This is a genomic window from Pseudomonas sp. DTU_2021_1001937_2_SI_NGA_ILE_001, assembly GCF_032463525.1.
GTDB lineage: Bacteria > Pseudomonadota > Gammaproteobacteria > Pseudomonadales > Pseudomonadaceae > Aquipseudomonas.
The window spans coordinates 3751272-3774257 of the sequence record NZ_CP135971.1; the positions used below are offsets into that span (position 1 = coordinate 3751272).

At 64.9% G+C, this 22986-nt stretch carries 21 protein-coding genes; 10 read left to right on the top strand and 11 right to left on the bottom strand.

Annotation, left to right across the window (positions count from 1 at the left end; genetic code table 11):
• Positions 1-5: 5 nt before the first annotated feature.
• Together glyS and glyQ are read right to left on the bottom strand one after the other, a co-directional pair.
• Positions 6-2060, bottom strand: a complete 2055-nt coding sequence (glyS, locus tag RRX38_RS16155) for a glycine--tRNA ligase subunit beta (RefSeq protein ID WP_295471986.1) — start codon at positions 2058-2060, stop codon at positions 6-8.
• Entirely contained in the window at positions 2057-3004 is a 948-nt protein-coding gene (gene glyQ, locus RRX38_RS16160; protein ID WP_315959903.1) for a glycine--tRNA ligase subunit alpha, read from the bottom strand. Before glyQ ends, glyS begins: the two co-directional genes overlap by 4 nt.
• Before the next feature lie 81 nt (positions 3005-3085).
• Here glyQ and RRX38_RS16165 point away from each other — a divergent pair, with 81 nt between their 5' ends.
• Both RRX38_RS16165 and RRX38_RS16170 read left to right on the top strand, forming a co-directional pair.
• Positions 3086-3637 (top strand): DNA-3-methyladenine glycosylase I, encoded by a 552-nt coding sequence (locus RRX38_RS16165; RefSeq protein WP_315959904.1) that lies wholly within the window; start codon positions 3086-3088, stop codon positions 3635-3637.
• Positions 3638-3675: 38 nt separating this feature from the next.
• A complete protein-coding gene (locus tag RRX38_RS16170; RefSeq protein ID WP_315959905.1) occupies positions 3676-4563 on the top strand; it encodes a lysophospholipid acyltransferase in 888 nt (295 codons plus the stop codon).
• Positions 4564-5178: 615 nt separating this feature from the next.
• Here the strand turns inward: RRX38_RS16170 and RRX38_RS25070 are convergent.
• The 5 genes from RRX38_RS25070 to def all read right to left on the bottom strand — a co-directional run bounded on the left by RRX38_RS25070 (position 5179) and on the right by def (position 9822).
• Entirely contained in the window at positions 5179-5433 is a 255-nt protein-coding gene (locus RRX38_RS25070) for a pyocin S6 family toxin immunity protein (RefSeq protein ID WP_410524912.1), read from the bottom strand.
• A gap of 108 nt (positions 5434-5541) precedes the next feature.
• Entirely contained in the window at positions 5542-6915 is a 1374-nt protein-coding gene (trkA, locus tag RRX38_RS16175; protein ID WP_295471996.1) for a Trk system potassium transporter TrkA, read from the bottom strand.
• Positions 6916-6980: 65 nt separating this feature from the next.
• Positions 6981-8315, bottom strand: coding sequence for a 16S rRNA (cytosine(967)-C(5))-methyltransferase RsmB (gene rsmB / locus RRX38_RS16180; protein ID WP_315959906.1), 1335 nt, complete (start codon positions 8313-8315; stop codon positions 6981-6983).
• A complete protein-coding gene (gene fmt, locus RRX38_RS16185; RefSeq protein WP_315959907.1) occupies positions 8312-9256 on the bottom strand; it encodes a methionyl-tRNA formyltransferase in 945 nt (314 codons plus the stop codon). The genes rsmB and fmt overlap by 4 nt, the downstream gene beginning before the upstream one ends.
• Positions 9257-9315: 59 nt before the next feature.
• Positions 9316-9822 (bottom strand): peptide deformylase, encoded by a 507-nt coding sequence (gene def, locus RRX38_RS16190; protein WP_295472001.1) that lies wholly within the window; start codon positions 9820-9822, stop codon positions 9316-9318.
• Between the two features lie 183 nt (positions 9823-10005).
• Between def and RRX38_RS16195 the strand changes: the two genes are divergently transcribed.
• The 3 genes from RRX38_RS16195 (at position 10006) to RRX38_RS16205 (ending at position 12863) form a co-directional block, all read left to right on the top strand.
• Positions 10006-11031: a LysM domain-containing protein gene (locus tag RRX38_RS16195; RefSeq protein WP_315959908.1), complete on the top strand. Its 1026-nt coding sequence runs from the start codon at positions 10006-10008 to the stop codon at positions 11029-11031.
• Positions 11032-11149: 118 nt separating this feature from the next.
• Positions 11150-12274, top strand: coding sequence for a DNA-processing protein DprA (gene dprA, locus RRX38_RS16200; RefSeq protein ID WP_315959909.1), 1125 nt, complete (start codon positions 11150-11152; stop codon positions 12272-12274).
• Between the two features lie 31 nt (positions 12275-12305).
• The gene (locus RRX38_RS16205) at positions 12306-12863 is read left to right on the top strand and encodes an L-threonylcarbamoyladenylate synthase (protein ID WP_315959910.1); all 558 of its coding nucleotides are present in this window, start codon (positions 12306-12308) and stop codon (positions 12861-12863) included.
• Positions 12864-12911: 48 nt separating this feature from the next.
• Here RRX38_RS16205 and RRX38_RS16210 read toward each other — a convergent pair whose 3' ends face one another.
• Entirely contained in the window at positions 12912-13886 is a 975-nt protein-coding gene (locus tag RRX38_RS16210) for an NADPH:quinone reductase (protein ID WP_315959911.1), read from the bottom strand.
• A 158-nt stretch (positions 13887-14044) separates the two neighbouring features.
• On the opposite strand from RRX38_RS16210, the gene hemF reads away from it, so the two are divergent.
• Entirely contained in the window at positions 14045-14968 is a 924-nt protein-coding gene (gene hemF / locus RRX38_RS16215) for an oxygen-dependent coproporphyrinogen oxidase (protein WP_295472008.1), read from the top strand.
• 14 nt (positions 14969-14982) lie between these two features.
• Complete coding sequence (gene aroE / locus RRX38_RS16220; RefSeq protein WP_315959912.1) at positions 14983-15807, top strand: shikimate dehydrogenase; 825 nt, start codon at positions 14983-14985, stop codon at positions 15805-15807.
• Between the two features lie 9 nt (positions 15808-15816).
• Here aroE and RRX38_RS16225 read toward each other — a convergent pair whose 3' ends face one another.
• The 3 genes from RRX38_RS16225 to betC all read right to left on the bottom strand — a co-directional run bounded on the left by RRX38_RS16225 (position 15817) and on the right by betC (position 19972).
• Positions 15817-17385 carry a SulP family inorganic anion transporter gene (locus RRX38_RS16225; RefSeq protein WP_315959913.1) on the bottom strand — a complete coding sequence of 523 codons (1569 nt, stop codon included), beginning with the start codon at positions 17383-17385 and terminating at the stop codon, positions 15817-15819.
• A gap of 104 nt (positions 17386-17489) precedes the next feature.
• Entirely contained in the window at positions 17490-18416 is a 927-nt protein-coding gene (locus tag RRX38_RS16230; RefSeq protein ID WP_295472014.1) for a choline ABC transporter substrate-binding protein, read from the bottom strand.
• Positions 18417-18466: 50 nt separating this feature from the next.
• Positions 18467-19972, bottom strand: a complete 1506-nt coding sequence (gene betC, locus RRX38_RS16235) for a choline-sulfatase (protein WP_315959914.1) — start codon at positions 19970-19972, stop codon at positions 18467-18469.
• A gap of 112 nt (positions 19973-20084) precedes the next feature.
• On the opposite strand from betC, the gene RRX38_RS16240 reads away from it, so the two are divergent.
• The 3 genes from RRX38_RS16240 to RRX38_RS16250 all read left to right on the top strand — a co-directional run bounded on the left by RRX38_RS16240 (position 20085) and on the right by RRX38_RS16250 (position 22900).
• Positions 20085-21035 carry a choline sulfate utilization transcriptional regulator gene (locus tag RRX38_RS16240; protein ID WP_315959915.1) on the top strand — a complete coding sequence of 317 codons (951 nt, stop codon included), beginning with the start codon at positions 20085-20087 and terminating at the stop codon, positions 21033-21035.
• A 99-nt stretch (positions 21036-21134) separates the two neighbouring features.
• Positions 21135-22487, top strand: coding sequence for an SPFH domain-containing protein (locus tag RRX38_RS16245; RefSeq protein WP_315959916.1), 1353 nt, complete (start codon positions 21135-21137; stop codon positions 22485-22487).
• Between the two features lie 80 nt (positions 22488-22567).
• On the top strand, positions 22568-22900 hold the full coding sequence (locus tag RRX38_RS16250) for a DOPA 4,5-dioxygenase family protein (RefSeq protein WP_315959917.1): 333 nt from the start codon (positions 22568-22570) through the stop codon (positions 22898-22900).
• The last annotated feature ends 86 nt before the right edge of the window (positions 22901-22986 follow it).

Sequence of the window (22986 nt, forward strand, 5' to 3'; positions counted from 1 at the left end):
GCTCCTCAACCCAGCAGCGAGATATCGGCCACACCCAGGAACAGGCCACGCAGGCGCGCCAGCAGCGCGTAGCGGTTGGCGCGTACGTTGGCGTCTTCGGCGTTGACCATCACCGCCTCGAAGAAGGCATCCACCGGCTCGCGCAGGCTCGCCAGGCGGGCCAGCGACTCGCTGTACTTGCGCTCGGCGGCCAGTGGCTGCACGGCGTGGTCGGCCTGTTGGATGGCCGAGTACAGGGAGAACTCGTTGGCATTGTCGAAGTACTTGGGCTCGACGCTTTGGGCGATATTGCCTTCGGCCTTGCTCAACAGGTTCGACACGCGCTTGTTCACGGCGGCCAGGGCGGCGGCCTGAGGCAGTTTGCGGAACGCCTGGACGGCTTGCACACGCTGGTCGAAATCCAGCGCCGAACCTGGTTGCAGGGCGCGCACCGAGAGGTACACGGCCACTTCGATGCCTTCGTCTTCGTAGCGCGCACGCAGGCGGTCGAAGATGAACTCCAGCACCTGCTCAGCCAGGCCGGCGGCCTTGACCTTGGCACCGAACTGGTTGACGGCAAATTTCACCGTCTCGATCAGGTCGAGGTCGAGCTGCTTCTCGATCAGGATACGCAGGATGCCCAGGGCTGCACGACGCAGTGCGTAAGGGTCCTTGCTGCCGGTGGGCAGCATGCCGATGCCAAAGATACCCACCAGGGTGTCGAGCTTGTCGGCAATGGCCACAGCCGAACCGGTCAGGGTCGAAGGCAGCTCAGCGCCAGCGCCGCGCGGCATGTACTGCTCGTTCAGCGCCAGGGCCACGTCTTGTGCCTCGCCGTCGGCCTTGGCGTAGTAGTAACCGGCAATGCCCTGCATTTCCGGGAACTCGCCGACCATCTCGGTGGACAGGTCGCACTTGGACAGGATGCCGGCACGCGCGGCACGCTGGGCGTCACCGCCGATGCGCGGGGCGATGAAGGCGGCCAGCTTGGAAACCCGCTCGGCCTTGTCGAACACGCTACCCAGCTGGGCCTGGAACACGACGTTCTTCAGCCGCTCGTTGAAGGTTTCGAGTTTCTGCTTCTTGTCTTGCTTGAAGAAGAACTCGGCGTCGGTCAGGCGTGGGCGCACGACCTTTTCGTTACCAGCGATGATTTGCGCCGGGTCCTTGCTCTCGATGTTGGCGACGGTGATGAAGCGTGGCAGCAGCTTGCCGTCGGCGTCCAGCAGGCAGAAATACTTCTGGTTGTCCTGCATGGTGGTGATCAGGGCTTCCTGTGGAACGTCCAGGAAGCGTTCCTCGAAGGAGCAGACCAGCGGCACGGGCCATTCAACCAGGCCGGTCACTTCGTCGAGCAGCGCTGGCGGCACGATGGCGGTGCCTTGCTGCTGGGCGGCCAGTTCTTCGACACGCTTGCTGATGATCAGCCGGCGCTCGTTGAAGTCGGCCAGCACACTGGCGGCGCGCAGATCGGTGACATAGCTGGTCGGCGAGCTGATACGCACGTCTTCAGGGTGATGGAAGCGGTGACCACGGGAGTGACGGCCGGCCTTCTGGGCCAGGATGGTGCAATCGACGACCTGGTCACCGAACAGCATCACCAGCCACTGGGTCGGGCGCACGAACTCTTCCTTGCGCGCGGCCCAGCGCATGCGCTTGGCGATCGGCAGGTCGTTGAGCGAATCTTCGACGATGGTCGGCAGCAGCGAGGTGGTCGGCTTGCCCGGAATGTTCTGCACGTAGCGCAGTTTGGGGCCGCTCTGGTCGATTTCGGCCAGTTCCACACCGCATTTCTTGGCGAAGCCCAGGGCGGCCTGGGTCGGATTGCCCTCGGCGTCGAAGGCTGCCTGGCGTGGCGGACCGTCGAGGTTGACGCTGCGGTCCGGCTGCTGGGTGGCCAGGCCGGTGACCAGCACGGCCAGACGGCGTGGCGCCGCATAGACCTGGCTGGCGCTGTAGGTCAGGCCGGCGCTCTGCAGGCCTTTCTCGATACCGGCCAGGAAGGCGTCGGCCAGGGTGCTGAGGGTCTTGGGTGGCAGTTCTTCGGTGCCCAGTTCGACCAGAAAATCTTGAGCACTCATTGTGCAGCCTCCAGCTTGGCCAGTACTTCGTCGCGTAGATCAGGGGTTGCCATCGGGAAGCCCAGCTTGGCCCGCGATTGCAGGTAGGCCTGGGCCACGGAGCGGGCCAGGGTACGCACGCGCAGGATGTACTGCTGGCGTGCGGTGACCGAGATCGCCCGGCGCGCATCGAGCAGGTTGAAGGTGTGCGAGGCCTTGAGCACCATCTCGTAACTTGGCAGCGGCAGCTCCAGGCCGATCAGGCGCTGGGCTTCGCCCTCGTAGAAATCGAACAGCTCGAACAGCTTGTCGACGCTGGCATGCTCGAAGTTGTAGGTCGACTGCTCCACTTCGTTCTGGTGGAACACGTCGCCATAGGTCACGGTGCCGAACGGGCCGTCGGCCCAGACCAGGTCGTAGACCGAGTCGACGCCCTGCTGGTACATGGCCAGGCGCTCCAGGCCATAGGTGATTTCGCCGGTCACCGGGTAGCACTCGATGCCACCGACCTGCTGGAAGTAGGTGAACTGCGAGACTTCCATGCCGTTGAGCCAGATTTCCCAGCCCAGGCCCCAGGCGCCCAGGGTTGGCGATTCCCAGTTGTCCTCGACGAAGCGCACGTCATGCACCAGCGGATCCAGGCCGATGTGCTTGAGCGAGCCCAGGTACAGCTCCTGGAAGTTGTCGGGGTTGGGCTTGAGCACCACCTGGAACTGGTAGTAGTGCTGCAGGCGGTTGGGGTTCTCGCCATAACGGCCGTCGGTGGGGCGGCGGCTTGGCTGGACATAGGCGGCGTTCCAGGTTTCCGGGCCTACGGCGCGCAGAAACGTGGCGGTGTGGAAAGTGCCGGCGCCTACTTCCATATCGTAGGGCTGAAGCACCACACAACCTTGATCGGCCCAGTATTGCTGGAGGGCGAGGATCAAGTCTTGGAAGGTACGCACGGCTGGCGTAGGCTGGCTCACAAAATTCACCTGTGCTGGGCTGTGATTCGAAAGAGCGGGAGTATACCCGATTCGGCCGCGCATCGACCCCGTGGGAGCCATATGACTCGCTGCTTTTGGTGCAATGACGATCCACTCTACATCGCCTATCACGACGAGGAATGGGGTGTCCCGTTGAGGGATGCGCAGAGGCTCTTCGAGTTGCTGTTGCTCGAAGGGTTCCAGGCCGGGCTGTCGTGGATCACCATCCTCAAGCGCCGTGCCCGCTACCGCGAAGTGCTGTTCGGCTTCGATGCCGAGCGCCTCGCGCGCCTCACCGATGACGAGATCGAGGCGCTCATGCAGGACGCCTCGATCATCCGCAACCGCCTCAAGCTCAACGCCGTGCGCACCAACGCGCGGGCCTGGCTGGCGCTGCCCGACCCGGTCGGCCTGCTCTGGTCGTTCGTCGGCGGTGAGCCGAAGATCAACCATTTCAAGGACCGCAGCGAAGTACCGGCGATCACCCCCGAGGCCCAGGCCATGAGCAAGGCCTTGAAGAAGGCCGGCTTCACCTTCGTCGGGCCGACTATCTGCTACGCCTTCATGCAGGCCAGCGGCATGGTCATGGATCACACCACCGACTGTGATCGCTATCCGCAGCTCAGCGCCTGACAGGTACAATGCCCGCCCTGAACATGAGGATGTGATTCGTGGAAAAATTCAAAGGCGCCCTGATGGTCGGGGCATTGCGCCTGTTCGCCATGCTGCCCTGGCGCGCCGTACAGGCCACCGGCTCGGCCATCGGCTGGCTGATGTGGAAGCTGCCCAACCGTTCTCGCGAGGTGGTGCGCATCAACCTCGCCAAGTGCTTCCCGGAACTGAGCGAGGCTGAGCGCGAACGGCTGGTCGGGCGTAGCCTGATGGACATCGGCAAGACCCTCACCGAAAGCGCCTGCGCATGGATCTGGCCTGCGCAGAAATCCATCGACCTGGTGCGCGAGGTCGAAGGCCTCGAAGTGCTGCAGCAGGCGCTGGCCTCGGGCAAGGGCGTGGTCGGCATTACCAGCCACCTGGGTAACTGGGAAGTGCTCAACCACTTCTACTGCAGCCAGTGCAAACCGATCATTTTCTATCGCCCGCCCAAGCTCAAGGCGGTGGATGAACTGCTGCGCAAGCAGCGCGTGCAACTGGGCAATCGCGTGGCGCCGTCGACCAAGGAAGGCATCCTCAGCGTCATCAAGGAAGTGCGCAAAGGCGGCCAGGTGGGTATTCCTGCCGACCCCGAGCCGGCCGAGTCGGCAGGTATCTTCGTGCCCTTCTGCGGCACCGTGGCGCTGACCAGCAAGTTCGTGCCCAACATGCTCGCCGGCGGCAAGGCGGTCGGTGTATTCCTGCACGCCATCCGCCTGCCCGACGGCTCGGGCTACAAGGTGATACTGGAAGCCGCCCCCGAAGCCATGTACAGCACCGACACCGAAACCTCGGCGGCCGCGATGAGCCAGGTGGTGGAAAAGTACGTGCGTGCCTACCCCAGCCAGTACATGTGGAGCATGAAACGCTTCAAGAAACGCCCGCCGGGAGAGGCGCGCTGGTATTGACCGCCCTGTCCAGCCGAAGGGGCGCTAAAGCCTGATGCGGACTAGGTGGGAGCATTCGGCTCGGACGCTTTTCGCGGCTGAAGCCGCACTGATCAGTTAGACCGGGTAGGAGCGGCCTCAGCCGCGAAGCGACCGCCTGTTCACAACAGATGCAGTGAATTTCCTGGCGCTTTCGCGGCTAAAGCCAATGCTGGTCAATTAGACTGTCGGGCGAGCTTGCTTGCGATGGTTGCGTCATGTTCACGGCAGATGCATGGGGTTTGCTGACCTGTTCGCGAGCAAGCTCGCTCCAGCAAAAGCCAAAGAGCGCCTAACCGAACGGTATTGCGGCTAAAGCTAATACTGATCAGTTAGACCGGGTAGGAGCGGCTTCAGCCGCGAAGCGACCGCATGTTCGCAGCAGATGCGGTTATTTTCCTGGCGCTTTCGCGGCTAAAGCCGCTCCCACCGGGCCACATTCCGCTTAAGCGAACTGTATTGCGGCTAAAGCCGTTCCTACCCAGCCACATAACGATTAACTGAACTGTATTGTATTAAAAGCCGGTGATGCATAGGTACATGATGACTATCGACTCTTCTGCGTGAGATAGCAGAAGCGATTGAACACCTCAGCTTCTAATCACGTACAACACTGATAAAAAAATCCAGTTCAACAGGGAGGGGTTGCTGGAGAACTTCGCCAATCTGCAGGATCTGATCTTTCGTCAGAGGCCACATACCCATCGCCAATTCGCTGATAGTGGCATGACCTGACAGCTCTAATAGCTGTTCATTAAAACGAGGTGATACGTCCAACTCGTACTTTATGAAAGGATCGTCGTGATCGTCGGGCAAATAGCCAGTAATCCAGATTCGTATCAGGTACATCATTTTCTCTAATGATGTGAGCAGACGATACGCAACGATAAGGAGGCCTGGCAATTAGGGATGTCAGGCAGCCCCGCAAGCGCTGTATGAAAAGTCGCCGGCAAGCAGCGGTCAGAAAAAGCTCAGCCCCACCTGAAATAGCCGCTCCGCATCGCGGATGTACTTCTTGTCCACCAGGAACATGATGACGTGGTCGCCTGACTCGATCACCGTGCTGTCGTGGGCGATGAGCACTTCTTCGTCGCGGATGATCGCGCCGATGGTGGTGCCGTTGGGCAGGTTGATGTCCTTGATGGCGCGGCCGATCACCTTGCTGGAGCGTGCGTCGCCGTGGGCGACCAGCTCGATGGCTTCGGCCGCACCGCGGCGCAGCGAGTGCACGCTGACCACGTCGCCGCGGCGCACGTGGGCCAGCAGGGTGCCGATGGTCGCCAGTTGCGGGCTGACGGCGATGTCGATCTCGCCGCCTTGCACCAGGTCGACATAGGCCGGGTTGTTGATCAGGGTCATGACCTTGCGCGCACCCATGCGCTTGGCCAGCAGCGAAGACATGATGTTGGCTTCGTCGTCGTTGGTCAGGGCCAGGAACAGGTCGGTGTCGCCGATATTCTCTTCCATCAGCAGGTCGCGGTCGGACGAACTGCCCTGCAGCACTACGGTACTGTCGAGGTTCTCCGACAGGTAGCGACAGCGCGCCGGGTTCATCTCGATGATCTTCACCTGGTAGCGGCTCTCGATGGCCTCAGCCAGGCGTTCGCCGATGTTGCCACCGCCGGCGATGACGATGCGCTTGTAGTTTTCATCGAGCCGCCGCATCTCGCCCATGACCTGGCGAATGTGCGCCTTGGCAGCGATGAAGAATACTTCGTCGTCGGCCTCGATCACCGTGTCGCCCTTGGGCAGAATCGGCCGGTCGCGGCGGAAGATCGCTGCCACCCGGGTGTCGACGTTGGGCATGTGCGCCTTGAGCTGGCGCAGTTGCTGGCCCACCAGCGGCCCGCCGTAGTAGGCGCGGGTGGCCACCAGCTGGGCCTTGCCTTCGCCGAAGTCGATGACCTGCAGCGCACCGGGCAGTTCGATCAGGCGCTTGATGTAGTGAGTGACCACCTGTTCGGGGCTGATCAGCACGTCGACCGGGATGGCTTCGTTGTCGAACAGCTCGGCGCGGGTCAGATAGGCAGACTCACGCACCCGGGCGATCTTGGTCGGGGTGTGGAAAAGCGTGTAGGCCACCTGGCAGGCAACCATGTTGGCCTCGTCGCTGTTGGTCACCGCCACCAGCATGTCGGCATCGTCGGCGCCGGCCTGGCGCAGCACGGTAGGAAACGAGCCCTTGCCCTGCACGGTGCGGATGTCCAGACGGTCGCCCAGGTCGCGCAGACGGTCGCCGTCGGTGTCGACCACGGTAATGTCGTTGGCTTCGCTGGCCAGGTGTTCGGCCAGCGTACCGCCGACCTGCCCTGCGCCGAGGATGATGATCTTCAACCCTGTACTCCTGAAAATCCGGATCGCCCATGCGCGCTTTCACCTGGAAGGCGCGCCAGCCGCCGCTATAAGGCAGGCGCTCGGCTGGCGGCGATCTTGATCAGTTTGGCGTAATAGAAACCGTCGTGCCCGCCTTCCTGGGCCAGCAACTGGCGACCATGCGGCTGGCGGATACCGGCGGCCGAGCCGCCCTGCTGGCCGGCGATGTCCAGTTCACGGGCGCCTGGCGTACGCGCCAGAAAGGCCTCGATCACCTCGGTGTTCTCGGTCGGCAGCGTCGAGCAGGTGGCATAGAGCAGAATGCCGCCGACTTCCAGGGTCGGCCACAATGCATCGAGCAGCTCGCCCTGCAGGCTGGCCAGGGCCGGGATGTCCTCGGCCTGGCGGGCCAGCTTGATGTCCGGGTGACGGCGGATCACCCCGGTGGCCGAGCATGGCGCGTCGAGCAGGATGCGCTGGAACGGCTTACCGTCCCACCACTGCGCGGTATCCCGGCCATCGGCGGCGATCAGCTCGGCCTGCAGGCCCAGGCGTTCGAGGTTCTCGCGCACGCGCACCAGGCGCTTGGCTTCCAGGTCCACGCCCAGCACACCGCCCAGCCCGGGCTGCACTTCGAGCAGGTGGCAGGTCTTGCCGCCTGGCGCGCAACAGGCGTCCAGCACTCGCTGGCCTGGCGCAAGGTCGAGCAACTCGGCCGCCAGTTGCGCGGCCTCGTCTTGCACGCTGATCCAGCCTTCGGCGAAGCCCGGCAGTTCGCGCACATCCTGGGCTTCGGCCAGCAGGATGCCGTCCTGGCTGAACGTGCAGGCACTGGCTGCGATACCCGCCTCGTTCAGCAACCCCAGGTAGGCGTCACGCGAGTGGTGGCGGCGGTTGACCCGCAGGATCATCGGCGGGTGGGCATTGTTGGCCGCGCAGATGGCCTCCCAGTGCTCCGGCCAGGCGGCCTTGAGGGCCTTCTGCAGCCAGCGCGGATGGGCGGTGCGCACCACCGGGTCGTGCTCCAGCTCGCTCAGCAGCGCTTCGCCTTCGCGCTGGGCGCGGCGCAGCACAGCGTTGAGCAGGCCCTTGGCCCAGGGCTTCTTGAGCTTGTCGGCGCAGCCGACGGTTTCGCCGATGGCGGCATGCGCCGGAATACGGCTGTAGAACAGCTGGTACAGGCCGATCAGCAGCAGCGCCTCGACGTCGGCATCGGCCGCCTTGAAGGGCTTCTGCAACAGCTTGGCAGCCAAGGCTGCGAGCCGCGGTTGCCAGCGCGCGGCACCGAACGCCAGTTCCTGGGTCAGGCCGCGGTCGCGTGGCTCGACCTTTTCCAACTGCCCTGGCAACGAGCCATTCAGCGAGGCCTTGCCGCTCAATACGGCGGCCAGCGCCCGGGCGGCGGCGAGACGCGGATTCATTGGCCCAGCACCGTACCGGTGGCGAACTTGTCGCGGCGGCTGTTGAACAGGTCGGCGAAGTTCAGCGGTTTGCCGCCGGGCAGTTGCAGGCGGGTCAGGCGCAGGGCCTGTTCACCACAGGCGACCAGCAGGCCGTCCTTGCTGGCCTCGAGGATGGTGCCAGGTTCGCCCTGCCCTTCGGCCAGTTGCGCACCGAGTACCTTGAGCGCCTCTGTGCCCAGAGTGCTGTGGCAGATCGGCCAGGGGTTGAAGGCGCGGATCAGGCGCTCCAGCTCGACAGCCGGGCGGCTCCAGTCCAGGCGCGCTTCGTCCTTGTTGAGCTTGTGGGCGTAGGTGGCCAGGGCGTCGTCCTGGACTTCACCTTGCAGCGAACCGTCGGCCAGGCCGGCAATGGCTTCCAGTACGGCGGAAGGGCCCAGTTCGGCGAGGCGGTCGTGCAGGCTGCCGCCAGTGTCGGTGGCGCTGATCGGCGTGACCGCCTTGAGCAGCATCGGGCCGGTGTCCAGCCCGGCTTCCATGCGCATCACCGTCACCCCGCTCTCGGCGTCGCCGGCCTGCACCGCGCGCTGGATCGGCGCCGCACCGCGCCAGCGCGGCAGCAGCGAGGCATGGCTGTTGATGCAACCCAGGCGCGGGATGTCCAGCACCACCTGCGGCAGGATCAGGCCATAGGCGACCACTACCATCAGGTCGGGCTTGAGGGCGGCCAGTTCGGCCTGGGCATCGGCGTCGCGCAGGGTTGGCGGCTGCAACACCGGCAGATCGTGCTGCACGGCCAGTTGCTTGACCGGGCTGGGCATGAGCTTTTGCCCCCGTCCGGCCGGGCGATCTGGCTGGGTGTACACGGCGACGATCTGGTAGGGGCTGTCCAGCAGGGCCTTGAGGTGTTCAGCGGCGAATTCGGGGGTGCCGGCGAAAACGATGCGCAGTGGCTCGGTCATGGGCTTCTCGGTCGATAAAAAACAAAAGGCCCCTTCGCGGGCCTTTGCTTGCAGCGGAATCAGGCTTTCTGCTTGTGCTGCTTTTCCAGTTTCTTCTTGATGCGGTCGCGCTTGAGCGTGGACAGGTAGTCGACGAACAGCTTGCCGTTGAGGTGATCGCACTCATGCTGGATGCACACCGCCAGCAGACCTTCGGCGATCAGCTCGTAGGGCTGGCCGTCGCGGTCCAGGGCCTTGACCCGGACGCGCAGCGGGCGGTCGACGTTCTCGTAGAAACCGGGCACCGACAGGCAGCCTTCCTGGTACTGGCCCATGTCCTCGCTCAGGGTTTCCAGCTCCGGGTTGATGAAGACCCGTGGTTCGCTGCGGTCTTCGCTGAGGTCCATGACCACTACGCGCTTGTGCACGTTGACCTGGGTGGCCGCCAGCCCGATGCCCGGCGCTTCGTACATGGTTTCGAACATGTCGTCGACCAGCTGGCGGAGGGCGTCGTCCACGACCGTCACCGGCTTGGCGATGGTGCGCAGGCGCGGATCGGGAAATTCGAGAATGTCTAAGATGGCCATATACGTAAGTGCTGCACTGATAGGGTAAAGTCAGGACCTTCGCCTGGCGCGTCGCGCTGTCTGCACGCTGGGCCTGACACGAAGCTGTAGGACGATTCGAAAGCGGCTGTAGGCGGGCGCCCAAGTGCGAGTTGCAAGCCGTTTTCCGGTCAAGCGATGCCACATGATAAAGGGATTCACCGAATGAGGAAAACACTACTCGCCCTGCTGCTGTTGACGGCCAGTGGCCTGGTGCAGGCGCAAGTGCAGCTCAGGGAGGGCCATCCGCAACGCTACACCGTGGTCGCCGGCGACACGCTCTGGGACATTTCCGGCAAGTTCCTGCGTGAGCCTTGGCGCTGGAAGGAAATCTGGCGCGCCAACCCGTCGGTCAAGGACCCGGACCTGATCTACCCCGGCGACACCCTCACCCTGAGCTACGTCGACGGCCAGCCCCACGTGGTGCTCAGCCGCGGCGAGTCGCGGGGCACCGTGAAGCTTTCTCCGCATGTACGCAGCACACCCACCGTGGAAGCCATTCCGAGCATCCCGTTGGGCGCCATCAACGCCTTTCTGATCAGCAACCGCATCGTCGAGAACGCCGAGCAGTTCCAGGACGCACCCTATGTGGTGGCCGGCAATGCCGAGCGGGTGCTCAGCGGTCGGGGCGACCGGATCTACGTGCGCGGCCAGCTGGACGCTGCGCACACCATGTACGGCATCTTCCGTCAGGGCAAGATCTACACCGACCCGCAAAGCGGCGAAGTGCTGGGCATCAACGCCGACGACATCGGCGGTGGCGAGGTGGTGGCCAGCGAGGGCGACGTGTCCACCCTGATCCTGCAGCGCTCGACCCAGGAAGTGCGCCTGGGCGACCGCCTGTTCGCCAGCGAGGAGCGGCCGATCACCTCGACCTTCCTGCCGGCGGCGCCTGCCGCGCCCATCGATGGCCTGATTCTCGATGTACCGCGCGGTGTCACGCAGATCGGCGTGAACGACGTGGTCACGCTGAACAAGGGCCGCCGCGACGGTCTGCAAGAGGGCAGCGTCCTGGCCATCTACAAGACCGGCGAGCACGTCCGCGACCGCGTGACCGGCGAGCAGGTGAAGATTCCCGACGAGCGGGCCGGCATGCTGATGGTGTTCCGCACTTATGAAAAGCTCAGTTACGGCTTGGTCCTGCATGCCAATCGCTCGCTGGCGATCATGGACAAGGTCCGTAACCCCTGACGCGATGTAAAGGCCAGTGCGGGTGAACACGGACCGTTCACTTATCACAGCGTTGTCAACAGAGTTATCCACAGGTTGTCATGGCTCTGGCTGACCTCGCCGATCAAGGATGATCCGCATGCCATTGCTCGAAAATCATTCGATTTCACCCGCCGAACTGGAAGCGCGGTTGCGTCTGCACCGCCTTCCTGAACTCGGTCCCGCCCGTTTCAGGCGTCTCATCGAAGCCTTCGGTTCGGCCAGTGCGGCCCTCAGTGCACCGGCCAGCGCCTGGCGTGCCTTGCAGCTTTCCACCGTAAGCGCCGAGTCACGGCGCGACCCTTCGGTGCGTGACGGCGCCAGTGCTGCGCTGGCCTGGTTGGAGCGTCCGGGCCAGCATTTACTGATGTGGGACAGCCCTGGCTACCCTGCCCTGCTGGCGGAAATCGCCGACCCACCGCCGCTGTTGTTCATCCTCGGCGACCCGGCATTGCTCGAGCGGCCCCAGCTGGCGATGGTCGGCAGCCGCCGCGCTTCCAGGCCGGCCTTGCAGACGGCCGGGGCCTTTGCGCGCAGTCTGGCGGCGGCAGGTCTGGTGATTACCAGCGGCCTGGCACTGGGTGTCGACGGTGCGGCTCATGAGGGCGCTCTAGAGGCTGGCGGGGCGACCATTGGCGTGCTGGGCACGGGGTTGGAAAATTTTTATCCACAGCGGCATCTGGCGCTGGCCAGACGCATGGCCGAGCAAGGCAGCGCGGTGATTTCCGAGTTTCCGCTGGATACTGCGGCGCAGTCGAACAACTTTCCGCGTCGTAACCGGATCATCAGCGGGCTGTCGCTGGCGGTGCTGGTGGTGGAGGCCAGCGTGCGCAGCGGCTCGCTGATCACTGCCCGCCTGGCGGCCGAGCAAGGGCGTGAGGTGTATGCCATGCCCGGCTCCATCCACCACCCGGGGGCACGGGGTTGTCACCAATTGATTCGCGACGGCGCGACCCTGGTAGAAAGTGTCGAGCATATCCTCGAAGGGCTGCGCCATTGGCAAGGTGTCGCCCCTGCTGCGGCTGCCGTCTCGACGCCCCGGCCGGTGCGTTCCCGCCATCCCCTGCTAGCCTTGTTGCAGGCCGCGCCACAAGGCACCGAGGCCCTTGCCGAGCACCTGGGCTGGCCGCTGTCGAGGGTCCTGGGCGAGCTGACCGAACTGGAGCTGCAAGGCCGGGTCAGTTGCGAAGGCGGACGATGGTTCGCTTCCGGCGACTGGGGTTAAACTGCCGCGCATTATTGATTGGAGAGACAGCATGGTGAGCAGTTGGCGCGTGCAACAAGCCGCCCGGGAAGTTCGGGCCGGTGCGGTGATTGCCTATCCAACCGAGGCGGTGTGGGGGCTGGGTTGCGACCCGTGGGATGAAGAGGCGGTGTATCGCCTGCTGGCGATCAAGTCGCGGCCGGTGCACAAGGGGTTGATCCTGATCGCTGACAACATCCGCCAGTTCGACTTCCTGTTCGAGGACTTTCCCGAATTGTGGATTGACCGCATGGCCAGTACCTGGCCGGGGCCGAACACCTGGCTGGTGCCCCATCAGGACCTGCTGCCCGAATGGATCACCGGTGAGCACGATACCGTAGCCCTGCGGGTCACCGACCATCCGGTGGTGCGCGAGCTGTGCGCGCTGGTCGGGCCGTTGATTTCCACTTCCGCCAACCCCGCCGGCCGGCCTGCGGCGCGCTCGCGGCTGCGGGTGGAGCAGTACTTCCGGGGTGAAGTCGACCTGGTGCTTGGTGGCAGCCTGGGTGGCCGCCGCAACCCCAGTGTGATCCGCGACGTGGCCACCGGGCAGGTGGTTCGCCCGGGCTGATCCCCGGCAAAGGTGCCGGCCAGGGTCATCCCCCGGCCGGGACCGGGTTCAAGGCACCAGGATGGTCGAGCCGGTGGTGCGCCGCGCAGCCAGTTCGGTCTGCGCCTGGGCGGCGTCCTGGAGCGCATACTGCTGCAGGTCGTTGACCTTGATCTTGCCGCTGACCAGCATGTCGAACAGCTCGTCGGCCATGGCCTGCAGGTTCTGTGGGTTGTTGGCGTAGCTGCCGAGGGTCGGGCGGGTCACGTACAGCGAACCCTTCTGCGCCAGCAGGCCCAGGTGCACACCGGTCACCGGCCCCGAGGCGTTGCCGAAGCTGACCAGCAGGCCGCGAGGCGCCACGCAGTCCAGCGAGGTCAGCCAGGTGTCCTTGCCCACGCTGTCGTAGACCACCGGGCACTTGCGCCCTTCGGTCAGTTCCAGCACGCGCCTGGCCACATCCTCATGGCTGTAGTCGATGGTTTCCCAGGCGCCCAGGGCCTTGGCATGCGCGGCCTTTTCCGCCGAGCTGACGGTGCCGATCAGGTTGGCGCCCAGCGCCCTGGCCCACTGGCAGGCCAGCGAACCGACACCGCCGGCGGCGGCGTGGAACAGGAAGGTTTCATTGGGCTTGATCTGGTAGGTCTGGCGCAGCAGGTACTGCACGGTCAGGCCCTTGAGCAGCACGGCGGCGGCCTGCTCGAAGCTCACCGCATCGGGCAGCTTCACCAGGTTGGCTTCCGGCAGCACGTGGAATTCGCCGTAGCCCCCCAGCGGGCCGGTGGCGTAGGCCACGCGATCGCCAACGCTGAAGCGGCTCACTTCACTGCCCACTGCCTCGACCACCCCGGCACCCTCGTTGCCCAGCCCGCTGGGCAGTTCGGCGGGGTACAGGCCGCTGCGGAAATAGGTGTCGATGAAGTTCAGGCCGATCGCATGATTGCGCACCCGCACTTCCTGCGGACCTGGCTCGGCGGGGTCGAAGTCGACGTATTCGAGGACTTCAGGACCACCTGTCTTGCTGAACTGGATACGTTTTGCCATGTGCTCTCTCCATGATTGCTGTATCGACATCAGGCCTGTATCGGACCCTTTCGCATCCGTTACGTCAACTGCGAAGGCGTTGCAGGCGATGTTATGCTAGCCGCCCATTTGCCTGCAGCCCTTCCAATCCGGGCTCCGGAGCGTTTCGAGGAAGCCGCATGAATAGCCGTACCGAAGCTGTCAAAGCCTACCTGCTCGACCTGCAGGACCGTATCTGCGCCGCCCTGGAGCAGGAAGACGGTGCCGCCCGGTTCATCGAGGACGCCTGGACCCGCCAGGCAGGCGGCGGTGGCCGCACCCGGGTCATCGAGAACGGCACCCTGATCGAGAAAGGCGGAGTCAACTTCTCCCATGTGTTCGGCAGCAGCCTGCCGCCGTCGGCCAGTGCTCATCGTCCGGAACTGGCCGGGCGTGGCTTCCAGGCCCTGGGCGTATCGCTGGTCATTCATCCGCACAACCCCCACGTGCCCACCTCGCATGCCAACGTGCGCTTCTTCATTGCCGAGAAAGAAGGTGAAGAGCCGGTGTGGTGGTTCGGTGGTGGCTTCGACCTGACCCCCTACTACGCTGTCGAAGAAGACTGCATCCACTGGCACCGGGTCGCCGAACAGGCCTGCGCGCCGTTCGGCGCCGATGTCTACCCGCGCTACAAGGCCTGGTGCGACAGCTACTTCCACCTCAAGCACCGCAACGAGCCACGCGGCATCGGCGGCTTGTTTTTCGACGACCTGAACCAGTGGGACTTCGACACCAGCTTTGCCTTCATGCGTGCCATCGGCGACGCCTACCTGGAGGCCTACCTGCCCATCGTGCGGCGCCGCAAGGCGGCGGCCTACACGGTGCAGCAGCGCGAGTTCCAGGAGTTCCGCCGGGGCCGCTACGTCGAGTTCAACCTGGTCTACGACCGCGGCACGCTGTTCGGCCTGCAGTCGGGCGGGCGTACCGAATCCATCCTCATGTCGCTGCCGCCGCAGGTGCGCTGGGGTTATGACTGGAAAGCCGCGCCGGGCAGCGAAGAGGCGCGCCTGACCGACTACTTCCTGCAGGACCGCGACTGGCTGGGCCTCGCGGCCACCGATTGATTTCAGGACTGGACATGGACCACTACGTTGTATTCGGCAACCCCATCGGTCACAGCAAGTCGCCGCTGATCCACAGCCTGTTCGCCGAGCAGACCGGCCAGGCCCTGGACTACCGCACCGCGCTGGCGCCGCTGGACGACTTCGCAGCCTTTGCCCGGGCCTTCTTCGTCACCGGGCGTGGTGCCAACGTCACCGTGCCGTTCAAGGAGCAGGCCTTTGCCCTGGCCGACCGGCTGACCGAACGCGCGCGGCGTGCCGGAGCGGTGAATACCCTGGCCCGGCAGGCCGACGGCACGCTGCTGGGCGACAACACCGACGGTGCCGGGCTGGTCCGCGACCTCACCGTCAATGCCGGCCTGAGCCTGCGCGGCACGCGCATCCTGGTGCTGGGCGCCGGTGGTGCAGTGCGCGGTGCACTGGAACCGCTGCTCGCCGAAGGCCCGGCCGTGGTGACCATTGCCAACCGTACCCTGGAAAAGGCCGAACAACTGGTGCAGGAATTCGCCGACCTCGGCCCGCTGTCGGCCAGTGGTTTCGACTGGCTGGAAGAGCCAGTGGAGGTGATCATCAACGCCACCTCGGCGAGCCTGTCCGGCGAGCGCCCGCCCATCGCCGCGAGCCTGATCCAGCCAGGAGTGACTTTCTGCTACGACATGATGTACGCCAAGGAGCCCACTACCTTCTGCCGCTGGGCCGCCGAGCAGGGCGCGCTGCAAGCGATGGACGGCCTGGGCATGCTGGTCGAGCAGGCCGCCGAAGCCTTCGAGCTGTGGCGCGGCGTGCGCCCAGACTCGGCGCCGGTACTGGCCGAACTGCGCCGCCAGCTGGCGGCAGGCTGAGCCGCCGCATCAGTCCTCGAAGCGCACCGGGCAGTGCTCGGCGCCTTCGAGCTTCTGCAGCTCTTCGATCACATGGGGGCGCGCATGGCGCAGGATCAGCGTGCGGCCCTGCTGCGCCAGCCGGCGTGCTTCCTGGTGCAGCATCTCCACCCCTGAATAGTCGATGAAGTTGATGTGCTGGGCCTCGATCACCACATCGCGGCCCTCGGTGCGTTGTAGGCGCGTCTGCAGGTAGTGGCTGGCGCCGAAGAAGATCGAACCGCCAAAACGCAAGACCTCCTGGTCGCCGTCGCGCCATTGCTGGATGCGTGGCCGCGAGGTGCGCTTGAGGTAGAAGAACAGCGAGGCCAGCACGCCCGCGTAGATGGCGGCCTGCAGCTCCAGGAGCAGGGTCGCCACGCAGGTCAGCAGCATGACGAAGAACTCCGCACGACTGACCCGGAACAGCGCCGCGATACCCTTGCGATCCACCAACCCCCAGCAGATCAGCAGGATCGACGCGGCCATGGCGGGAATCGGGATGTGCGCGATCAGCGCAGCCCCGGCGATGGCGAACAACGCCACCCACAACGCCGAAAACACCCCGGCCAGCGGCGAGCGGGCGCCGGCTTCGTAGCTGAGCGCGGCGCGGGTGAAGGATCCCGCCGAGAGGTATCCGGAAAACAGCGCCCCGGCCATGTTCGACAGGCCCTGGGCGCGTACCTCTTGGTTGGCGTCGAGCAACTGCTGCGAACGGGCCGACAGCGAGCGGGCGATCGATAGGCTGTTGACCAGCCCGAGCATACCCACCGCCACCGCCGTGGGTAGCAGGCGAATGATCATTTCCCCATCCAGTGGCAGCGGGCTGAAAGGCGGCAGATGCCCGGCGAATGCCGTGACCCGTTTTACATGACCAAACATCGACGGCCACAGCCACACCAACAGGCTGCTGCCCAGCAAGGCGATGAGCAGCGCCGGCCAGCGCGGCGCCAGAATCTTCAGGGCGATGCCCAGGCCCAGCGTGAGCAGCCCCAGTGCCAGGGAGGCGATGTCCAGTTGGCTGGCATGCGCGAGCAGGGCCTTGAGGCTGTCCAGCGCGGTGTTCTGGCTGGGCAGGTCGATGCCCATCAGGTTGGGCAACTGGCCCAGGGCGATGACGATGGCCGCACCCAGGGTGAACCCCACCACCACCGAATGCGACACGAAGTTGACCAGCGCGCCGAAGCGCATCAGCCCCAGCAGCAGCTGGAAGGCGCCGGCGATGAAGGTCAGCAGCAGGATGAGGGTGATGTAGTCCTGGCTGCCGGGCACGGCCAGCGGGCTGACGCTGGCGTACAGCACCACCGAGATGGCCGCTGTGGGGCCACAGATCAGGTGCCACGATGAACCCCACAGGCAGGCGATCAGCACTGGCACGATGGCCGCATACAGGCCGTACTCCGGTGGCAGGCCGGCGATCAGGGCATAAGCGATGGATTGCGGCAGCGCCAGGATGGCCCCGCTCAGGCCCACCAGCGCGTCGTTGCTGACGCTACGGCGGGTCTGGTATGGCAGCCAGGCGAGAAACGGCAGATAGCGATGCAGTTTGAGCCGACCCATCGGTCCTCCATTTTGGACAGGTTGTCGCCAGGGTATACCGCCGGGCGCTCGCTTGCAGCCAGGCAGGTCCCTTGAACTGCTCTCTGCCCCAGCGCTTCTACCCGTTACAGCTTGGTCTTCAGCGCCGCCAGGCCATCCTGGCCATCCAGGGTCTTGACCCCGTCCAGCCACTTTTCCAGCACCGCCGGGTTGGCCTTGATCCACGCCCGGGCGGCATCCTGGTTGCTGAGTTTCTCGTTGACCACCGTGGCCATGATGCTGTTCTCCATGTCCAGGGTGAACCTCAGGTTGCCGAACAGCCGCGCCGCATTCGGGCAGGCCTCGGCGTAGCCCTTGCGGGTCAGGGTATGCACGGTGCCGCTGCTGCCGAAGTACTTCTCTCCGCCCTTGAGGTAATGCATGCCCTTTATCTGCACGTTCATCGGGTGCGGCGTCCAGCCCAGGAACACCACGAAGGCCTTGCGCTTCACGTTGCGGTTGACCTCGGCGAGCATCGCCTGCTCGCTGGACTCCACCAGCTTCCAGCCGCCCAGCCCGAAGTCGTTGTTCTTGATGATCTCCTGCAGCGACAGGTTGGCCGGCGCACCGGCACCGATGCCGTAGATCTTGCTGCCGAACTTGTCGGCGAAGCGCTGCAGATCAGCGAAGTCGTGGATCCCGGCGTCCCACACGTAGTCCGGAACGGCCAGGGTGAACTCGGTGCCCTCCAGGTTGGTGGCCAGCGAGGTCACGTCGCCGCTGGCCACGAACTTGTCATGAAAACCCTGCTGGGCCGGCATCCAGTTGCCCAGGAACACGTCCAGCTGGCCGTCCTTCAACCCGCCATAGGCGATCGGCACCGCCAGGGTATCGACCTTCTGGCTATAGCCCAGGCCATCGAGCAGCAAACCGGCGATGGCGTTGGTGGCGGCGATATCGCTCCAGCCGGGGTCGGCCATGCGCACGGTCTTGCAGCTTTGTTCGTCGGCCTGGGCGGACAGGCCGGCCAGGGTCATCACACTGGCCATCAGCATCGCGGGTAAGGTTTTCATGGCGTTGCCCTTTGTGAGTTATGGGTGTTGGCAGCGGAATGGAAAAACCGTCAGGGTCTGGGAAAGCGCGCTCGGCGCTCCAGGTCGTCGAGGTCGATGTGGTTGCGCATGAACTGCTGGCTGGCGTCGACCCAGGGCTGGTGGTCCCAGCTCTTCAGTTTGCCGGTGGCCAGGGCCTTGCCCACCAGGCGTCGGCGACGCTGGCTGGCAAGTACCTGCTGGTGAATGCGCGGTATGTCCCAGCGTGCCCGGGCCTCGGCCAGGAAGGCCTCGAAGAGGGCGCGATGCGCCGCCGAGCCGCTCAGTTCCTCGCGCTCCTGCGGGTCATTGGCCACGTCGAACAGCAGGCAGGGGTCTTGCTCGGAGTAGATGAATTTGTAGCGGCCGCGGCGAATCATCATCAGCGGGCTGGTGGTGCCTTCGGCCATGTACTCGCCGAACACCTCGTCATGCCCGCCCTCGCCGCGCAGGTGCGGCAGCAGCGAGCGGCCATCCAGCGGCAGGCGTGCGTCGACCTGGCCGCCGGCCAGTTCCACCAGGGTCGGCAGCAGGTCGGCGGTGGATACCGCTTCGCGCACGCGCCGTGCGGTGAACTGCCTGGGGGCGTGCACCAGCAAGGGCACCCGGGCGGCCATCTCGAACCAGTGCATCTTGTACCAGAGGCCGCGCTCGCCGAGCATGTCGCCGTGGTCGCCGGAGAACACGATCAGCGTGTCGTCGGCCAGGCCGGTGTCTTCGAGGGTCTGCAGCAACTGGCCGATGTTGTGGTCGATGTAACTGCAGGCGCCGAAGTAGGCGCGCCGAGCATCGCGGATCTTGTCCAGCGGCAACGGCTTGTCCCACAGGTCGTAGACCTTCAACAAGCGCTGCGAGTGCGGGTCCAGGGCGTCCTGGTCGGTATGCGCCACCGGCATGGGAATCTCATCGTCGCGGTACAGGTCCCAGAACGCCTTGGGAATGGTGTACGGGTCGTGCGGGTGGGTCATCGACACGGTCAGGCAGAACGGCGCCTCGCCGCCTTCGCGAACATGATCGAACAGGTACTGGCGGGCCTTGAACAGCACTTCCTCGTCGAAATCCAGCTGGTTGGTGCGCACGCAGGGGCCGGCCTGCAGCACCGACGACATGTTGTGGTACCAGCTGGGGCGTACGTCCGGTTCGTCCCAGTTCACCGCCCAGCCGTAGTCGGCCGGGTAGATGTCGCTGGTCAGCCGCTCTTCGTAACCGTGCAACTGGTCCGGCCCGCAGAAATGCATCTTGCCCGCCAGGGCGGTGCGGTAGCCGAGGTTGCGCAGGTAGTGCGCATAGGTGGGTATATCGGCCGGGAAATCCGCCGCGTTGTCGTAGGCGCCGATCTGGCTCGGCAGCTGGCCGCTGACCAGGGTGAAGCGCGACGGCGCGCACAACGGGCTGTTGCAGTACGCCGCATCGAACACCACCGCCTGCTCGGCCAGACGGCTGAGGTGTGGCAGGCGAATGGGCGACGGGCTGTGCAGGGGCAGGATGGGGGCGGCCATCTGGTCGGCCATGATGAAGAGGATGTTCGGTTGTTTCATCGCAGCGGCATCCCATTGCAGGTTTTTATGCAAAAGTGTTGCATCGCAGGATGAAGACGCCGGTTTTCCCGGTAAAGCCCATGTCTGGCAATGCCTAGGATAAGTACAGCTTATGTTTGAGAGTCTCGGCGAATTGTCTCTGGATCTGCTGCGCGTATTCGAGGCTGCCGGACGACTGCGCAGTTTCACGGCGGCGGCGAGTGAGCTGGGCACCACCCAGCCGGCCATCAGCCAGCAGATCAGGCGCCTGGAAGACCGGCTGGCGACCCGGCTGTTCGACCGGGTCTACCGTGGCATCGTGTTGACCGAAGCCGGCGAGCAGCTGCTCGGCCACGTGCAGACCGGGCTGCAGGCCATGGACCAGGGCCTGACCAATATCACCCGGCGCGCCCAGCACGAGGTGCTGCAGGTGGCCACGGACTTCGCCTTCGCGGCCTACTGGCTGATGCCGCGCCTGCATCGCTTCCACCAGCTCAACCCGGATGTGGACGTCAGCCTGGTTACCGGTGAACGCAGCCAGACCATGCTGCGGCCCGATATCGACGTCGCGGTGCTGTTCGGCGACGGTCGTTTTCGCCAGGGTGAGAGCCACTGGCTGTTCAGCGAAGAGGTGTTCCCGGTGTGCAGCCCCGGCCTGCTGGCTGGCCGCCCCCTGCCCTTGCCGCCCGATGCCTTGTGCGACCTGCCGCTGCTGCATTTGCGCAGCGAGGGCAGCCCGCGCTGGTTCGACTGGGCCGGGGTGTTCCGCGCCCTCGGTATTGCCCAGGCGCCGGCGCCCGGCCAGTTGCGCTTCGACAACTACACCCTGCTGATCCAGGCTGCGATTGGCGGTCAGGGCGTGGCGCTGGGCTGGCGGCACCTGGTCGACGACCTGCTGGAGCAGGGCCTGCTGTGCCGGCCGCTGGACGCCGTGGTGCAGTCTGCCTCGGGCTATTACGTGGTGCTGCCGCCACGCAAACGTCGCCAGCAGCTGGTCGAGCAGTTCGTCGAGTGGCTGGCGAACGAGCAGGCGCGCAGCCGCGGTGCGTCACCACAGCGGCCTTTACCGCCGTTGGCGGTATGAGCTGTTGATGAAGCCTTACAGAGACTGCAGCGGCTTCTGACAGATACTTGTACGGCGTCGATGCAAGACTGCGCGCTTTTCTCGCATAAGGACATCGCGATGCAGCCGTTGATCACCCCCACCCAGGCCTTCTACAGGAAGTGGCTGAAAAGACTCTGGCTACCCGGCGCCTTGCTGGTCGGCTCGCCGATCCTGTTCAACAGCATGTTCTTCTACAACGAAGCCGGCTACATGACCCACGTACGCACCATTTTCGGCGACGAGAAGATCGTCGATGACGTGGGCTACGCCACGCGCTGGTTCGGTCGGGCCACGGTGTGGAAGAAAGCCATCAGCGTGCAATCGGTACTGGCGCTGGACAAGCTCGACGAAAACCCTGACAACGACGCGTTGGGTGCAACCATCGAGACCTTTCCCATCGTGTTCCTCGGCAACGTCGACGCCAAGGTCGAATCCGCCGCGCGGTTTCGCCTGCCCAGCGGCGAGGCCTTCCTGACCATCGCCCAGGAATACCGCAACCCGGACAACTTCATCCGCAGCGCGCTGTTGCCGGCGATCAAGGAAACCCTGCAGGCCACGGCCTCACTGATGACTGCCGACGACTACTACGCCGGGGCGCGCAGCGAGTTCGCCGCCGAATTCGAAAACCAGCTCAAGGACGGGCTGTATCTCATCAAGCGCAAGGAAGTGCGCCGCGTCCAAGGCCGCCTGCCCGACCAGACGGCGATTCTGCAGGCCGGCACCGAACAGGGGCAGTTCGGCCACAACTCCGGCAGCCAGTACATCACCGAGAAGGTCACCGACGACAAGAACGTGCCGATCCGCAAACAGCAGCAGTTCCGCCGCTTCGGCGTGGAGGTGGTCGAGGCGCGGATCACCAACATCGACCCCAACCCGCAGTACCGTGAACGCATGCTCAAGGTCCAGCATGCCCTGGCCGAGCTGGCAGTGGCGCGGCAGAACCGCCTCAAGGAGGAAGAAGAGAAACGCCTGGTCACCGCCCGTGGCGAAAAGGAAGTCGAGGCCAAGCGCCAGGAAACCCTGCGTGACCAGATCGCCCGCACCACCCAGGCGGAAACCGAGAAGCAGCTGGCAGTGATCAGTGCCGAGCGCGAACGCAGCCGCGCCGAGATCGAGAAGCAGACCGCCGAGCTGCTGCGCGAAAAGGCCGTGACCACCGCCGCTGCCACGCGTATCACCGCCGATGCCGAAGCACACGCTCGCGAGGCAGCACTGAAGGCGGACGGCGCCTTGCAGTCCAAGCTGGATGCGTTGGTCGAGATCAACCGCGCCTGGGCCCAGGCAGCGGCGCAGGCCCCGGTGCCCGGTGTGATGATGGGCGCTGCCGGCTCTGGGGCGGTCGGCCGTCAGGATGAGCTGAGCCAGCTGATGGGCGTGCTGGCCGCCAAGGCGGCCAAGGACATGGCCCTCGACCTGAAACCGGGCGGCTGAGCCGGCCCCAAGGTTTGCGAGGGCGGCGCCCGGCATGGGATAACACGCCTTTTTTCAGGGCCGCTTGTTGGAGCAATCCCATGCCATCAATTCAGGGCTACCACGCCCACGTCTACTTCGATGTCCAGACCCTCGACCAGGCCCGCGCCCTGTGCGAAGCCGCCACGGCGCGTTTCGACATCCAGATGGGGCGGGTCCATCAGCGCCTGGTCGGCCCACACCCTGAATGGAGCTGCCAGTTGGCTTTTTCCCACAAGGACTTTGCCGATATCGTGCTGTGGCTGGCGTTGAACCGTAAGGAGCTGGTGGTATTCCTGCACCCGCTGACCGGCGACGACCTGGCCGACCATACCGCCCACGCGATCTGGATGGGGGCGGTACGGCCGTTGAACCTGGAAGCCTTTGCACGCTGATACCGTGCAGCCGGTAGGCGCGGCGTTAGCCGCGCCAAATCTCGCCCCCCTTCCCGACTGAGGCCGGCCTTGCCCGTAACGCCGCC

What these genes read in the sequence shown, in the direction of transcription:
- aroE (WP_315959912.1), top strand. Translation starts at nt 14,983, where the DNA reads ATGGACCACTACGTTGTATTCGGCAACCCCATCGGTCACAGCAAGTCG.
- RRX38_RS16205 (WP_315959910.1), top strand. Translation starts at nt 12,306, where the DNA reads ATGGTGAGCAGTTGGCGCGTGCAACAAGCCGCCCGGGAAGTTCGGGCC.
- RRX38_RS16230 (WP_295472014.1), bottom strand. Translation starts at nt 18,416, where the DNA reads ATGAAAACCTTACCCGCGATGCTGATGGCCAGTGTGATGACCCTGGCC.
- hemF (WP_295472008.1), top strand. Translation starts at nt 14,045, where the DNA reads ATGAATAGCCGTACCGAAGCTGTCAAAGCCTACCTGCTCGACCTGCAG.
- def (WP_295472001.1), bottom strand. Translation starts at nt 9,822, where the DNA reads ATGGCCATCTTAGACATTCTCGAATTTCCCGATCCGCGCCTGCGCACC.
- RRX38_RS16245 (WP_315959916.1), top strand. Translation starts at nt 21,135, where the DNA reads ATGCAGCCGTTGATCACCCCCACCCAGGCCTTCTACAGGAAGTGGCTG.
- betC (WP_315959914.1), bottom strand. Translation starts at nt 19,972, where the DNA reads ATGAAACAACCGAACATCCTCTTCATCATGGCCGACCAGATGGCCGCC.
- RRX38_RS25070 (WP_410524912.1), bottom strand. Translation starts at nt 5,433, where the DNA reads ATGATGTACCTGATACGAATCTGGATTACTGGCTATTTGCCCGACGAT.
- glyS (WP_295471986.1), bottom strand. Translation starts at nt 2,060, where the DNA reads ATGAGTGCTCAAGATTTTCTGGTCGAACTGGGCACCGAAGAACTGCCA.
- RRX38_RS16165 (WP_315959904.1), top strand. Translation starts at nt 3,086, where the DNA reads ATGACTCGCTGCTTTTGGTGCAATGACGATCCACTCTACATCGCCTAT.
- rsmB (WP_315959906.1), bottom strand. Translation starts at nt 8,315, where the DNA reads ATGAATCCGCGTCTCGCCGCCGCCCGGGCGCTGGCCGCCGTATTGAGC.
- RRX38_RS16210 (WP_315959911.1), bottom strand. Translation starts at nt 13,886, where the DNA reads ATGGCAAAACGTATCCAGTTCAGCAAGACAGGTGGTCCTGAAGTCCTC.
- RRX38_RS16225 (WP_315959913.1), bottom strand. Translation starts at nt 17,385, where the DNA reads ATGGGTCGGCTCAAACTGCATCGCTATCTGCCGTTTCTCGCCTGGCTG.
- RRX38_RS16240 (WP_315959915.1), top strand. Translation starts at nt 20,085, where the DNA reads ATGTTTGAGAGTCTCGGCGAATTGTCTCTGGATCTGCTGCGCGTATTC.
- RRX38_RS16195 (WP_315959908.1), top strand. Translation starts at nt 10,006, where the DNA reads ATGAGGAAAACACTACTCGCCCTGCTGCTGTTGACGGCCAGTGGCCTG.
- dprA (WP_315959909.1), top strand. Translation starts at nt 11,150, where the DNA reads ATGCCATTGCTCGAAAATCATTCGATTTCACCCGCCGAACTGGAAGCG.
- RRX38_RS16250 (WP_315959917.1), top strand. Translation starts at nt 22,568, where the DNA reads ATGCCATCAATTCAGGGCTACCACGCCCACGTCTACTTCGATGTCCAG.
- fmt (WP_315959907.1), bottom strand. Translation starts at nt 9,256, where the DNA reads ATGACCGAGCCACTGCGCATCGTTTTCGCCGGCACCCCCGAATTCGCC.